General features: G+C 56.0%; 13 protein-coding genes. 5 read left to right on the forward strand and 8 right to left on the reverse strand.

The genetic code is table 11. The features are described from left to right. Positions 1 to 302 precede the first annotated feature (302 nt). Positions 303 to 818, forward strand: a complete 516-nt coding sequence (locus BUA38_RS12065; protein ID WP_083587560.1) for a hypothetical protein — start codon at positions 303 to 305, stop codon at positions 816 to 818. 258 nt (positions 819 to 1,076) lie between these two features. On the opposite strand, the gene BUA38_RS12075 is transcribed toward BUA38_RS12065, so the two are convergent. Together BUA38_RS12075 and rocD are read right to left on the reverse strand one after the other, a co-directional pair. Beyond that, complete coding sequence (locus BUA38_RS12075; RefSeq protein ID WP_072818123.1) at positions 1,077 to 1,421, reverse strand: antibiotic biosynthesis monooxygenase family protein; 345 nt, start codon at positions 1,419 to 1,421, stop codon at positions 1,077 to 1,079. A gap of 124 nt (positions 1,422 to 1,545) precedes the next feature. Then, positions 1,546 to 2,760: an ornithine--oxo-acid transaminase gene (gene rocD, locus BUA38_RS12080; RefSeq protein ID WP_072818124.1), complete on the reverse strand. Its 1,215-nt coding sequence runs from the start codon at positions 2,758 to 2,760 to the stop codon at positions 1,546 to 1,548. A 305-nt stretch (positions 2,761 to 3,065) separates the two neighbouring features. Here rocD and BUA38_RS12085 point away from each other — a divergent pair, with 305 nt between their 5' ends. The 3 genes from BUA38_RS12085 to BUA38_RS12095 all read left to right on the forward strand — a co-directional run bounded on the left by BUA38_RS12085 (position 3,066) and on the right by BUA38_RS12095 (position 5,180). Beyond that, positions 3,066 to 3,293 (forward strand): hypothetical protein, encoded by a 228-nt coding sequence (locus tag BUA38_RS12085; protein ID WP_072818125.1) that lies wholly within the window; start codon positions 3,066 to 3,068, stop codon positions 3,291 to 3,293. Positions 3,294 to 3,396: 103 nt separating this feature from the next. Continuing rightward, complete coding sequence (locus tag BUA38_RS12090) at positions 3,397 to 3,597, forward strand: hypothetical protein (RefSeq protein WP_072818126.1); 201 nt, start codon at positions 3,397 to 3,399, stop codon at positions 3,595 to 3,597. Positions 3,598 to 4,532: 935 nt separating this feature from the next. Next, a complete protein-coding gene (locus tag BUA38_RS12095; RefSeq protein WP_072818127.1) occupies positions 4,533 to 5,180 on the forward strand; it encodes an ABC transporter ATP-binding protein in 648 nt (215 codons plus the stop codon). Here BUA38_RS12095 and BUA38_RS12100 read toward each other — a convergent pair. From BUA38_RS12100 to BUA38_RS12125, 6 genes are all read right to left on the reverse strand, one after another. Next, on the reverse strand, positions 5,161 to 6,594 hold the full coding sequence (locus BUA38_RS12100) for an esterase/lipase family protein (RefSeq protein ID WP_072818128.1): 1,434 nt from the start codon (positions 6,592 to 6,594) through the stop codon (positions 5,161 to 5,163). The two genes, BUA38_RS12095 and BUA38_RS12100, sit on opposite strands and share 20 nt — an antisense overlap. 11 nt (positions 6,595 to 6,605) lie before the next feature. Further along, positions 6,606 to 7,727: a hypothetical protein gene (locus tag BUA38_RS12105; protein ID WP_072818129.1), complete on the reverse strand. Its 1,122-nt coding sequence runs from the start codon at positions 7,725 to 7,727 to the stop codon at positions 6,606 to 6,608. Beyond that, positions 7,727 to 8,908, reverse strand: coding sequence for a hypothetical protein (locus BUA38_RS12110; protein WP_072818130.1), 1,182 nt, complete (start codon positions 8,906 to 8,908; stop codon positions 7,727 to 7,729). The genes BUA38_RS12105 and BUA38_RS12110 overlap by 1 nt, the downstream gene beginning before the upstream one ends. A 28-nt stretch (positions 8,909 to 8,936) precedes the next feature. Then, positions 8,937 to 10,823, reverse strand: coding sequence for a glycoside hydrolase domain-containing protein (locus BUA38_RS12115; protein ID WP_072818131.1), 1,887 nt, complete (start codon positions 10,821 to 10,823; stop codon positions 8,937 to 8,939). Positions 10,824 to 10,893: 70 nt separating this feature from the next. Beyond that, on the reverse strand, positions 10,894 to 12,084 hold the full coding sequence (locus tag BUA38_RS12120) for a hypothetical protein (RefSeq protein ID WP_072818132.1): 1,191 nt from the start codon (positions 12,082 to 12,084) through the stop codon (positions 10,894 to 10,896). Positions 12,085 to 12,122: 38 nt separating this feature from the next. After that, positions 12,123 to 12,596 (reverse strand): hypothetical protein, encoded by a 474-nt coding sequence (locus BUA38_RS12125; protein ID WP_072818133.1) that lies wholly within the window; start codon positions 12,594 to 12,596, stop codon positions 12,123 to 12,125. A gap of 804 nt (positions 12,597 to 13,400) precedes the next feature. Between BUA38_RS12125 and BUA38_RS12130 the strand changes: the two genes are divergently transcribed. Beyond that, positions 13,401 to 14,327, forward strand: a complete 927-nt coding sequence (locus BUA38_RS12130; RefSeq protein WP_072818134.1) for a hypothetical protein — start codon at positions 13,401 to 13,403, stop codon at positions 14,325 to 14,327. The last annotated feature ends 224 nt before the right edge of the window (positions 14,328 to 14,551 follow it).

The raw sequence follows: 14,551 nt of genomic DNA on the forward strand, positions 1-14,551 counted from the left end.
GCAAACATGGATAGTCTGAAAGTGCTTGACCCCTAACGGCCGATTAGAGAAGCAGACATGGCCGATCTCGATGACGATGTCCGCTTCTGAGGGCGAAACAGACATGACGACGCCGAGCTGTGACTTCCGTTAGTGACCCGTTGCGGACCCTCCGGCCACCGTACTCCGCAAGTAAGCGTCAGCAGAGATCACATTCCGTTGTTTTGGCCTGATGCCGATTGAGGTTCGACACAATCTAGGCACACTTGTTGGAGCGTTATGGCTCGCGCAACAGGCTGGTAGGGCTCAGCAGGGGATTGGCAATGCAAGCACCGATCATCTGGCTGGTCGTCGTCGCAGCCAATTGGCAGCTATTTCGAGTCCATGGCTTCAGGGCCTTGTGCCTGTTTCCGGCCGCCACGCTTTTGCTTGGCACCTCCGTTGTGTCCGCCGTCGAGGCGCCAAGCCGACCGTCCTTGGAAAAAAACAGTTTTTATCTGTCGTCCGCCGGTTTTCGTGTTCAGGTCGCCAACGATCCCGCTGGGCAAAAAGCGCTGCATGCGCTGCCGGCGCACCGTTTCGTCGTAAACGGAACTGGCGAAGCCTTGCGCTACTTTTACGCCGAGCCGCAGCATTGCGTCTGCATCTTCGTCGGCACCCAACAAGCCTATGACAGGTACCTCCAGATGCTCAACCAGCCGCTAAAGCCGACCGACGAAGTGGCTCCTGATTACAAGACCCAGACCGGCGTGCTGTCGAGCGGCCAGCCGTTGCGGCAGAGCACGCGTGGCGACCCCACCACGCTGTCGGATTATCTCAGCACTCTCTACCCTCATTAATGAGGGGCCGGGACGACTTCTATCTCGCGGTGCTCGCCGCGATCGCTGCTTCGCTGACCCGCAAGCAACAGGCGCGTCAGGCCAGCCCGATCGCCCCCTTCTCGCCAAGGAAGCATAGCAGTTACAACGGAGGTCAATACGGAGAGGCTTGCCTGAACGCGATGGTAGGGGCCGGTTGAATTGAAGGTCGTCTTGGGCAAATGGCGGGCAGCCCTCGCGAACAAGCTCAACTACGTCGCATGAGGCACTCACACTTCATCAACGTCGGCTTCCCGCCACCATGCCTTTGCTGCCTCCCACCGCCTGAATAATCTCGAACCCCTCGAACTGCGGGTGCCCAAGATAGAGCGGCTTGTTATCTCCGGCTTTGTGATGCGCGGCGCGGAAAGCTTCGGACTTTGTCCATGCTTCAAAGGTGGCGCGGTTCTTCCACACCGTGTGTGACGCATACAGCGTGTGGCCCTCTGCTTCAGGACCTTTGAGAAGGTGGAACTCTACAAAGCCCGGCACCTTGTCGAGTTGACTGTCGCGCGACAACCAGACGCTCTCGAATGCAGCTTCCGATCCCTTGATCACTTTGAAGCGGTTCATCGCGATGAACATCTAATGTCTCCTGTTATCGTGTTCGAGCCACTTAACCGATGACAGCGCAATCAAGCTATCGATAAGTATTTGAAAAGCGAAAAGGCAGAACGCTCTCCCGCGGGTGACGGCGAAGCATCGCTCATCATAAGAAATCCTGTCTCAAGGTGGCACCAATTCTCTCCAGCGCCCAATCAACTTGATCGTTGGTGATCACAAGGGGTGGGGCAATGCGGATCGTGTGTTCATGTGTGTCCTTGGCAAGGATGCCTCTGCTCTGCAGAGCCTCACAGTAACGACGTGCAGCGCCTGCTTCTGGGTGAAGTTCGACTGCCAGCATTAGCCCGCGTCCGCGCACCTCGCGGATCGTGTTGGCGCGGATGCTCCTGAGGCCATCGAGAAACCGCGCGCCCTGGACGGCGGCGTTCTCAATCATTCCTTCCTCGACAAGCGCGCGCAAAGCTGCCCGCGCCACCGCGCAGGCGAGCGGGTTGCCGCCGAAGGTTGAGCCATGCTGACCGGGTTTCAGGGTGCCCAGCACTTCGTTATTCGAAAGGACGGCCGACACTGGATAAAAGCCCCCAGACAACGCTTTGCCGAGTAGCGTGACATCTGCCTCGATGCCATCGTGTTGCTCAGCGAGCAACTTGCCGGTACGGCCGAGTCCGGTCTGGATCTCATCGAGGATAAGCATCACGTCGTGCGCGGTGCAAAGCTCGCGTACCTTCTTGAAATAGCCGGGCGACGGGAGGATGACGCCAGCTTCTCCCTGGATTGGCTCGACGAGGAAGCCGACAGTGTTCGGCGTTATCGCCTCCTCCAACGCCGTGGCGTCGCCGAAGGGTATGATTTTGAAGCCCGGCGCGAACGGTCCGAAGTGCTTGCGTGCGGCCGTGTCGGTGCTGAAGCCGACAATACCGAGGGTGCGTCCGTGGAAGTTGTCGGCGCAGACTATGATCTCGGCTTGCCCATCCGGCACGCCCTTCACTTCGTATCCCCATTTGCGCACGGCCTTGATCGCACTCTCCACCGCCTCGGCACCGCTATTCATGGGCAGTATCTTGTGCGACCCGGTGAGCTCTGCGATCTGCTCGTAGAAGGGGGCCAGTTGGTCGTTGTGGAATGCGCGGGAAGTCAACGTCAGCTTACTCGCCTGTTCCACTATTGCGGCCAGAATCTTCGGATGGCAGTGCCCCTGGTTCACTGCCGAGTAGGCTGATAGGCAATCGAGATAACGGGTGCCTTGCGTATCCCACACCCAGACGCCTTCGCCGCGCGATAGAACAACGCCTAGCGGTTCGTAATTCTGGGCGCCAAAACGCGCTTCCGTTGCGATGAAATCAGTTGCCGGTCGACCCATCTTTCAACACTCGAGTTGGAGCGAGCAACACCAATTGGGTCTCCAATCGGCTTTATCATAACCCTGGCTTGCGCCATAGGCCAGGATCAGTGGCATTACATGCGGCAGCCCGCGAGATGTCACAATCACAGGCTGGCGAAGTCCTCGCCATGGCGTAATCTTGAAACGCCAGCGCCATCACACCAACCAGCCAACGGCGCTTTCGCTTTGTGAGAGGTCCTGCAACGACGTTGGCAATGTCCTGGGCCTGTCCAAGACGCCCTAGCGGGGTAGTCGAAACATACATCTTCATTCGTTCCTCGGTGTTGGCGCTGCTTGACGATACGACCTCCATCCCGGAGCCGCTTCGCATTATTGCCACCTTGATGAAAGGCGTGATGGCAAACTGCGGGGTCTCGGACGATCTTGTCGTTGCGGCTCCCCCGCTTGAACTGCCGACCGTCGATTTTCACATGCTCTGGCATCGCCGCACGGATCAACATCCGGCTCATCAATGGCTTAGGGCCTGTATCGCCGAAGCAGCGGCAAATTAGTTGGCTGAGCCAACCAAGCCCGACCATGGCACTCCCTCCGGGGCGGCTTGCCCAAACCAGTCGACAATCCGCAATTCAAGAAGGTCGCCGAACGTATCGGCGAATGGGTGCACGGCTCGGAATTCCGATCGGCGTGCAGCCGAACCACGCCTGGCGTCACCTCTTCAAGAGCGTGGCGCGGCACGTCAGGATGGATCGTGAAGTCGAAGGATTCCTCACAGGGCATCGACCGAAGAATTCGAACGCCGGCAGCGACTACGGCGACCGGCGGATCGAGACAATGTCGGCGGAGATTGAGAGATAACCGCGTCCGCGAAATCCAGTCCGGTGGGAAAGAGGGCTCACGCCTGAGCGCTACGATGAAGCGCAGAATTTGCGGGGCGAATTTTGCGTTCGACGTCGAGCGGCTTGAGCTTGCCGGCCATGTGTTCTCCCTCGCAAAATGCATCCTCCGAACCCACGGCGAGCAGCTACGGCTTGCGCGGTGACTAAGGGTAACATCGCGGAACTGGCCAACTGCCTTTATCGCGCTACTCGTTGTTTTTGCTGTCGCTTCGAACAATGGGATACAAAGTAGTGGCGGAAGACCCATCTTCCGAACCCATGGTCAAAAAACTACTGCTTGCGGGAGGAATTAGCGCAAAATCGCGGAATTCTTCGGTGGCCTTGCGGAAGATTCGAACAATCGAATACTGGGGGGAGCTGTGGCGTAGAAATGGCGGAGGGAGAGAATCTAGAGAAAACCTTGCTCGAGTTTGACCGCAGACCCTCTCGCTAGGGAGGCATCCGGTCGAGCGGTCAGACTCTCTCAGTCCGGGACGGGACCCCCGCCGCGGTATACATTGGATCTTACAAAGTCCCGGGCGGAATCTAACTGATAGTCACGAGGCTCTCCCGCGGGTGAGGCTACATTTCATATCGAACGTGCCTGTTGCGTACCTATTCAAACTCCCGCCCGGCCCTTCGTTGGCAAAACGGACCTAGAGGCGCAGGGCACGCCCCGCACCGGATTCGATTTATCGTTCAGCACAATGGCCAAAGTGCCGACCCAATCGAAATTCGGTAGCATTAGGGCTATGAAGGCCGAATTCTACAATCAAACTCTAAATCCCGTCGACCGAGCGCTCTATTCGGCTTCCGGATTGGGGCTTATTGTGTTGAGAGCCTGATAGGGCATGCGAAACCTTTTGCGCCTGAAAGCTTGGCCGAACGCCAATTACCAGCGTTACGGGAGAAGAGATGTCGATAAAAATTGCGAAGAGCAAAGTCGCCCAAGGCATCTATCTTCTTCGTTTCAAGACCCAATATGAGCTGACGGCGACCTTCCTGCGAATACAGGAATACTACGAGTCGCCACACTTTCACGGCCGTATCTTCTCGCTGGAAGAATATATGGACTGGTATGCCAAGCGGCACGGCAATTTCACGTACTATGAGGACTGGGCGGGATTCAACGTACCCTCGACGGCGTTCCGGCCATTTTATGAGGGCAAGTTCGATCCGCTCAGCAGAAAAGAGAAACAGTTGCTGCGGCTCTTCAAAGACCTGCGGCACCGATTTTACGTGATCGGTATCTATGGCACCGGCGCCAAAGGCAGCTTGACCCACGAGCTTGCACACGCGCTCTTCTTCATCGACGATGCTTATCGGAAGGCTGTCAACGAGGCGATGCGCGGTTACGATACCAGCAAGCTTGCTAAAGAGATAGCCGAGGCAGGCTACGCAAAACATGTCATTCCTGACGAGATACAGGCTTACATAGTCGCGCCTTCCGGGAAGCTCGGAGCGGAACCCGCGCTCAAGCCCCTGAGGCAGGAGTTGCTCGCGCTCTTCAGGCAGTATTCCAAGAAGCTGTCGGTGTCCGGTCTCAGGAAAATTTCTGGGTGATATAGGCAATCGTCTGCGGCTGCCGGAAATAGTTACAGTGCCAGACCTGATCGGAGGTCCCGAAGTCGCAGGGTTGGTCGGCGAGCTGAAGGTGCGGTACGCCGAAATCGGTCATGGATGCAGTGTCGACCACCAAATCGTTGTGGTCGGGAAAAATCGCATTAGTCGCGATATCGGCGATCGTGCTCTTACGGAAGTATTGCCAGAATTTCCACGCGGGACTGGCCGTTTCGAAATTAGATTGCACCGCATAATAGAGAGGTTCGACGGCACATGGCCCGAGCCGTAAGCGATCGATTTCGTGGTTGTTGTTGACGGCCGATTGTCCGCAGAGCCCGGGTATCAGTGCGACGACACCGTCCACCAACGGTGTCCTAGCAAGCGCGCCGGTAGCCGACACAACGACCTGCACCAGTTTTCCAGCCACCCACATGAATGGGTTCGCGACGCCTACCAGGTTCAACGTTGCCTGCGCGAACGATCCGATGTTCGACAACAAGCTGAGCGCGCCCTGAAGCTTGTCAGGAGCGGCAAGCGACGTCCCGTTAAGTGGTGAGCCGACAAGGACGGCGCGTACTGGCCTGTCAGGCAAAATGCTCAACGATTTCCCGAATGCCTCCAGCCACCATCTCACCACCAACCCGCCGCGGCTGTGGGCGATGACGTCAATCTGGCCGGAGGCACTAGCGAAGAGCCGCTCGAGTTCAAGCGCGTTGATCATCGGGCTGATCGCCAGTGTTGCGTGCTCGAAAAATACGACATTTTTGTACGACTTTTCGCCACTCATTGCGGCGCTGAGGAAGTTCCGCCCGTCGTTGGTGGCCTTGAATTCATTGAGCATATTCTCGGCGTTCGAGAACGTTCCGTGCACGAACAGCAATGTATGGTCGCCGAGTGCGCCAGCAAAGTCGGCGTCGTCCAGTTTGAAGTCACCGTTAGGCGTGGTTCGGAGCGGCCTTAGTCGTGAGCGAAGCGAAACGTCGAGGGCTGAGTTGAGCTGCTGGTCGATTAAGCCAACCGCTGCAACGATCTTGTTCGGCGCTAACACCGGAAACGTTCGGGTTAACACCAGGGGCCCTCTTCTCATCTCCGGCGGGTTCACTATCGGCGGTACGGAGAGGCCCGCACGTCGGCGAAGTCGGCGGCGCCGAGGGCCGATATCAAGATCTGAGGGCACACCTTCCGGAATGTCGTCACTCCATAGAAGTACGCCATCCTTCTCAACTAATGAAACAGTTTTGATTGGGTCATCAGGAGTATTTGAGGCTCGCCTCCGTCGACGGCGCAAGCCGCCGACGGATGCTCCCTCCTCGTCGTACGGCCCGTAGAGTCCCCTAAACAGATCTTCGTCCTTGTCCCAAGCATCCGTCAGGGACAGAAAGAGGTCAGAGCTATCGTTGTCGTCTTGTGGCATGTTCGGATCCGTCAATCGTTGACGATCGGAAGCGGAGTCACTGGTGGACTGGCCATGCGCGCGACCTGGATGTCTAGAAGACTGTCGAACTCTTTTCGGCTGCGTAGGTTAGCACGGCCTTGCTCCTGCGCTTCAGCGAACCTTTTCGCTGCCGTCAGGTAGGTTGCCTCGAGCATTACCAAATGGCCCGAGGTCACATACGCCATTACCTCGGCATAGTTGAGCTTGGTCAACCGCCAGCCGTACGCGTCAACGTAGGGTAAGGCCGCTTCTCGAGCCGCCCGGCTTCCGACGCCAGGGACCGTCGGTGGAATCGTCTTGACGGAGACGAAGTGGTCGTGAGCGCCTTCCGAGCGCCAGTAACCGACAAATGCGTGGTCGACGAGCAGAACCACAACTGGATAGACGCCGATATATTCCAAGCATGAGGCGAGCAGGAGCGCGAGGTCTATGCAAGTACCACTATTTGAATTCAGTATCTCTGTTGGCGTGCGAAGGCGCTGAGTTTGTTCAGAATAGGCAGGTGGCGGGTTGATATACTGTATCCGATATTCGTTGACGAGCGCGGTCCAGATTGCCTGGACTTGTTTGTCGACCCGCGAGACTGATTCCTGATAACCATCGAAGCCGGCCGCAGGATCATCCATGATCCCAATGAGATAGCGTCGTGACGAATTTATTATTTTGAGAATGGCCGGATCCCTTGGCAACACAAAGGACGGCAGCCACGGATTCTTCTCGGTATCGTCAAGCCATTCATCCACAGGTATTAGAGTGACTCGCCTAGTATCTTCAAACGCAGTCTCGTTTTCGCAGGTCACCTTGACGTAGACCGTCGATTGCACGCGTTCGCGCAGCGAACGTGGAAGATTTTCCGTCAGCGGAATCTTGACCTTTGGCGCTAGCGCGAGTTGCACTTCATCAAGGAGCGCGTGTGTATATCGGTACGGATAGCTCGCGGCGCCGACGAACAACTCAACCCTTATCGCGATATCCCTAAGCGGCCGATCCACGAGTTTCGTTAAAGTCAGCGCATTCAGGAGTTCCCGATTGTTATGCAGCAGCGAGTAGTTAACCTCTTCGGCAATCTCGAGGTAGACGTGGAGGCAGTCGCCAATCGGAACATTGGGCATCAACGATCTCCACTTCGTCTTCTTGCCGAAGTGAATCGCCGTTTTTCGCGTGCATCAGACCGTTTGATGATGCTGCGACCCAGCCAGATGACAATGGCGGTGCCATGCATGCGCTCCCCGTCCATTGTCGACCATGCTTCGAGGAATGCAGCGGGGATCGGTCGACTACGATGGCACCACGCCCAGTAAAAGGCCTGAAAAAATCGTTCGGCAAACTCATCGTCGATCTCATCTAGGAAGCCGATAGCGGCATATGCGCCTCGCTTAACCAATTCACGAGCCGTGCGCGCTCCCGAATAATAGAGGTTTAGCGTAATGATAAACGGTGGCCTTTTTGATTCGAGCAGTAGGTCGGCTAGTTCGTCGTAACGGACTGGCAATTCGCTGTCGTAATCTCCGCGAAGGATCATCCCGTCATGCAGGTGGTCCGTCTTATCGATCACGTCGGCTTTTCTCGCCACCGCCGTGTAGAAATCTTCGATCAGCCAGGCAACCTGATGCGTGTCAATACCGGTAACGTGGATCGCTTCCCAAGCCCGTGAGTGAACTCTGGCTTTCAACTTGCTGAACGGTTCGGTTCGTGAGAACTCAAGCTCTTTCTTCCCACGGATATTTACCGCAGCGTTAATGCGCTCTTCTTCATCCTCGAATTCGTATTTCTGCTCGATACGCCCTGGTGAGCTTTCAACGAACAGGACATTTCTGGGTTTGGACGGAGTGACTGCGGAGCCATTCGAAAAGCATCGTGTAACCAACAGCGACTCGAAGCGCCCAATATTGCGTGTAGCTGAGCTCAGCAGATATTCCCAAGGGATTTCCGACGCTGCGTCCAAAAACTGAGCCGCATCCGACGTCGCCGAACCATCGCGGTACAGTTCGACTTCGATGTGCTCGGCCGATGCAAATCGCTGCATGGCGTCGCGTCCGATTCCCAGCTCCGCTAGATCGTCTATTGCCTTCGTGCCAAAATAGTCGCGCATGTCAGGGGCGCCGGACCAGCGCGTTCTAACACGCAGAATATAGCCCCAATGCATGGCCATGCGGACGATGACAGGCGCTGCCTTACCCGGCACGAACTCTTCGATCAGCTCCTTGTTATCGTCGTGCGCGCGTATCGCGATCAGAGGCCGGTCGGCTTGAGGGATTGCTGTGTTTCTCCCGGGTGGGGTCCTTCTTGCCATCCACTCCCCCTTCAAAGCATGCTGGTTTCTAGAGGTGTTTGATCAACTGGGCACTGGAATAACCAACCTTGAGGCTTTGCATATCCGCCTGCAATTGTGTCCAGTTCACCCCGTCTGGCGTCGTATTCGAGGTCTCAATAAAATCCCTACTCAAGAGTGCGTAAGCTTCGTCGCAGTAGGCCGACCAGAACTGATAGGTCATCCGCTTAAGTTGACCCCAGGTGACGCAGAGCAGGCCGCGCTGGTCATAGCCGACCACAGGGACGGCATGCCCTCCCCACGAACCTGGCGCGCCAAGACCGGCAGCGCCGCCGGGCGGCACTGACCAAACATCCTGGGTCTGGGCTGACAGCGGCAGTGCCAGTCCGATATAGACATTTCCGAACCAGTGGATGGCATCCTTTATCGCGGTGACGTTACCGACCTCGATGCTGGCGTAGGCGGCCAGCATGTCGCCGTTGACGCCCTGGTTTAACCAGTGATTGAGCACGTCAACTTCGACTGCTCCTTGATCAGTGGATTTGTTTTCCGGGTTGTAACCGCCGACAGCCTCGTAAAGCTTGACCACGTCATCATCGGAAAGCCGCCGCGGCGCTTTAGTATAAGTAGTCCACTGCAGTATGGTGTGACCGACTGCTGCGCAGGTGCAATCGCCGAGAACATCATTTTGCATCATTCCCCAATCATCGACGTCTGAGAACCAGTCAACACTGTCAGGCGGTGCCGGCAGCGCGGCAAGCGGCAAATATGCTGCGAGCATCGGTACGCGAGGATCATGTCGCGCGTGCCGTTTCCCCAGCGGCATGTGGGAATAGTCGACGACCGGACGGGATGCCTGCGGTCGCCGGTTCGTTATTTTCGCAGCCGTTGCGATCACTGGCCATCGCGTCGCTATGATGAACTTTCGCAAGAAATTGCTGTCTTGCAGAGCGTGCCCCTGGTTGCCGCCGAGACCACGTATGACCGACGCGTCGACGATTTCATCGCAAAAGTCGACATGGTGGCCGCCATCTGGCCATTGAAAAACAACGATGCATCCGGGCTTTAAATCGCAAGCTGTGCCGTAGGTAACGTAGGATTTGGCAGCGGCGCTCTTAGTCGACCGGTAGCCAGTTTCTTCAAGGGCGGCACAGACGGTTGCGGCACACGACTCGGGCGTGAACCCGTTCAGCGCACCGTAACTCGTATGTGAGAATATTTCTTCGGTGAAGGCGGTTGGCTTTGCACCGGTTTGCTGGACCTCACCGCGATGCCGACGCATCCAGTCCATCCATGGTGTATCCGTTGCAGGGCTCGCTGCACGGGCCGCCACTTGCGCTGCCTGCTTGACGGAGAAGGCGCCAAAATCGCCGTTGATCTCGTTATTGTCGATACTAAGCCCATGGTAGGCTTCATCGATATTCGGATCCTGCGCCAGGGACCACTTCTTACTTGAATAGTACTGTTTTGATCCAGGGAAACCTCTTGAGGCGCTCAACCAGGCATGTTGGCACGCGCCATCGCTAAGTAGCGCATCACATACGACGCCATCACCATAGACACCAAGTAGATAGGCGCCATTGATTATCGACGAAACGCCACTGAAATAAGCGCGCACACCCGGCAAATCCTCGGTATCGAGTTCGGAATCCAACGCAAAGTAGATCGCGGTCCCTTTCGGCTGCCCGACATCCGTCGCCTGCTTCAAGGCAATTTTTGCATCGCGCTGGCCGGCAGCTTTGGTCAGAGCTGGCCGCGCCCCGTCCTCGAAGACCGTGAAAATCTGCAAGCCTGCAGTGCTGATCGCTAGTGCTTCATTTTTGGTCAGCCTCTTCTGCGGATTTGAAGAGTAGTAGCGGCCGACAGCGTCATATTCATCGGAAATGATAAATTTCAGGCACTTAGTGACGTCTTGGTCCGCATCCAGTGCTTTCATTTTGCAACTCCGCACACGAATATGTTCCATTTGAAAATCGGAGCAACGCGACGCCGTCGCGAAAAAATCGTCAAAGCGCGAAACCGAATTTAAGAAGTACCTGGTTGACTTTGACGAGTGTATCCTTGTCCGTTCCGTTGTCGTACTCGAGAGACACGGAAGATGTCCCTGGAATTACACACTGCGCTACGTCGCCTGTTTTGGGAGCCGAAGAATCAGTCGACTTGCACGAGCCGAGCTTGTACTGCAGTGCGATAGAGTAATAGGGGAGGTCCGCATTCGTGCGGCTGTCCCGGAAATATTGGGCAGTTCCGATAATTGAGAAGCGGCCAACAAGCCAGTCCGGCCAAAGATGGTTTTCGTCCCGAATGGGAAAGAGCCCTAGATGCGTCCGGACGATCGCACCGTAGTGGGCGGTGTCACCCTTCGTGAGGTTAGTCAAGCCGACTTCATTTACGTTCAGCCAATCGGTCTCAGCCCTGAACTGCCAGAAAAAGCTGTAGTATGGACTTCCTGCTCCGGTCGCGCCGAGCGCGAGCAGGGGCGCGACTGGCTCGTAAGCCAGAGTCGCCCCCTGCACACGAGCGAACCCGCTGAAATCCGTTTGGTAGAATGGCGACAAATACCAAAAATGGTCCTTGATGAACCACTCGGTTGTCGAGACGGCGATGCCGATGTCGGTGCCTGCTCGCAAAGCGCTGTTTGTACCCTTCTTCGCGGGATCGGCCCATGATCCGTTAGCCGAAACGAACGGCGCAACGGCATAACCCAGCACAAAAGGTTCGCGCGGATTATCTTGGCAGTGCGCGCCAAACGCGAGGTAGCTGACCCTACCGTTCACGGTCGCATTTTGTGTCTTGGCAAGTTGGTCGTTCGTGTAGCTCGCGGTAGCGCCCTTTGCATCTGTTGAGCTTGAGCTGGCCTGCGGGTCGAGATCGTAATAGAAATTGTCCAAAGGATCGGCACGGACGAAAATCCTTTTGGAATAATCCCAGCAACCTGGCTGAGTCAGCGGATTGGTCGACGCTGTCATCGCCTTTGGGGGTGGCACCGGCGTTGTATCCGGCTTCACAACCTTGTTGGCGATTGCTTTCGCACGGGCAGGTCTTTTTGAGATGTTGCGACAGATCGCCTGATCTGAGGGGTCGAGATCGGAGCGGGAGCAGTAAGACTGCAAATAGCCGGCAAGCTCTCCTGATCGCGCCGGCACGGTTTGAACAACAAAGAGGATTACAAATCCACCGGCGTATATGACCTTCATCGGTGCACTCCCCCAACTCAGAATTACCTAACTGTGGTTCACGACTTGCTCCGGTAGAAGTTCATGATGCAATTGACGAAACCACCGAGCGTCTTCCCGTTCGCGCGGACGTCCTCCGGCCAAAGCACAAGCTTGTCAGTATCGAAGCGCCCATACGTCATGCAGACCTGTGCGAAATACCAAATCCCGTCAGGTACAGACGCACCAGAGGAGTTGATCAGGCCGCCATCCACCTTGGTAGAATTTGGTGTCGCGGGGTTATACGGCTTACCTCCGGGTAATGACGCAGCCGCGTGAAGAACGATGTCCTTGGCGATGGCCGAGGTCATGGGACCCGACGACGTGAGGTCAACCGCCCTCGTCCGCAAGCGATGAGCTCTTAGCATCATACTCACGCCGGTTGCCTCTAACTGGGCAGCATGTGCGTGCAGATCTTTCGCCAGCGCCTTTTTTGACCTCTTTTTCTGTTTATTGGCGCGACCCCGCCTTTTGTCGGCAGCTCTCTTCGGCATGCCCAAAATCCGCTCGATAGAATGAAATAAAAAATGCTATTTTAAGTCTACGTACCAATCAGCACAGGAGTCAAAGAAATTTTTGGAACAAGGTGACGCACCTGCGCAGGCAGAAAATAATCACAGCTACCCGCATTGCCGCTGTCGCTATTCAGCAAAGTGTCGGATACCGCAACGCAATCGGGAGCTTTTGCTTGTAAACGGCAATTCGGAATGACCATTCCGACCGCTGAATTCTAAGCGGCCGCCGGGTTTCGTTCTTCAGTCCCGAGCGCCACCAGGAAATATAATCCGATGCTCATGTCCGCTTCGTCGCCAAGGTGATCCGAGATACTCAAAGCGCACAACGATAAGTGGACGACCGTCAGTTGAAGCGCGCTAACATTTTCAAGGCAACGTACCTGACCAATTATTGAAACGTCGCCAATCCGCGGGCCTTGCTGATTTTCAATCACGAATGCAACCCCTAACCGGCGGTTGCAGCATTAGCAGCCAGCATCGATGGATTGACAAAGTATTTTCCGCAGCTAATGATTGAAGCGCGCCGGTCCGTGCAAATTTGTCGGCGAATGAGTATTTTTATTCGGCGACGTACGTACTTTGCCGTCGCGTAATGTTGATGAGTTCGACAGCGGCTTTTCATTCCCGGGCTTTTTCTCGGAAGGCATCACAACCAAGCTTCGACTACGCTATCGCCGAAGTCGATTCTCGCAATTTTTGACTTTTGCTCAAGTTCGCTGGTTCGAACAGGAGATCGTTCCTGCACGTCTAAAAGCATAGCTTCGCAATCAAAGGGGGAACGTGATGCGCGAGGTTCAGAAGCTTTTTGGAATAGCGCTGTCGTTTGGTTTGACCGCTTGTGCAATCCACCCGCTTCCTGAGAATGTGACGGGCGTCAAGACGACCCAAATCGTTCATCGCATCAGATGCGAAGCACGCGATGCGGTGCTTGAGGCGGTCGCGAGCACACCACAACGGCAATCGGCGCTTAGTCAAATCGGCATCGTTTACGCCTTCTCCTTGTCAGGCACTGAAACGGACAGCTTTATGCCGTCGGCAACATTCATATCGCCGTTGGCAACCGGCTCTTGGAGCGTCAACGCTTCAGCCGGCGATACGGTTTCTCGGCAAAATGTTCGTACGTTCACGATAGTCGACAATTACAATACGCTGCTTCAGATGAACGCGGGCTTGTGCGCGGCACAGCCGAAGGGAGTAAACTATCAGTATCCCGTTGTTGGCAGCATCGGCATTGCGGAGATGGTCAGGACCTTCATTGGAATGGCTTCGCATGCCAATCTGGAGCCTGAGCAGCAAGGAAATATCACGCAGTTTAACGGCGCGCTTGATACAAACATCAATGGTGCCCCGACGATGGTCGACACCATTTCGTTTATGACGACGCTGAGCGGCGGCGTAACGCCTACACTCACATTGACACCCGTTGGATCGGCCACTCAGTTCACTGGAGCCAATCTAGGCGTAAGCTTCATGCGCCAGGACGCACATCAGGTCATTGTTGGCCTTGCACTTCCCGGTCAGATCGTTAGGCCGGTCTCTGCCAGTCATCTCTTGACTGCCAGGGTGTTCACCTCCGCCAATCAACCGCGGTCGCCGCTGCTGATTTCTGCAGCCTCGCCACGCACTGCGACCGAGCAGGCTGCACTAGAGGCGGTGAACAATCAGATCATCCGCTATCAGCTTCCAAGGCCGTTTATCGTGACGCAGTAGGAGCTGGGAGATCAAAATGCCGCGGCACCTAAACAGAAGCTCTTTTCATGCGGGCTCGGCGCCGCCTCTTATCCTTTCGTTTTTCATCGGCCTCGGGAGCGCTCCCGCGATATCCCAACAGCGAGCGTCGGTAGTCGTTTGCACGGCTCGTCCCACAGGTACAGCCGCGCCACCACTGATGACTCCCCCACCTCAAAAATTGACCTCAGACGGCTCAGTCGCGA

This window comes from Bradyrhizobium erythrophlei (assembly GCF_900142985.1).
Lineage (GTDB): Bacteria > Pseudomonadota > Alphaproteobacteria > Rhizobiales > Xanthobacteraceae > Bradyrhizobium > Bradyrhizobium erythrophlei_B.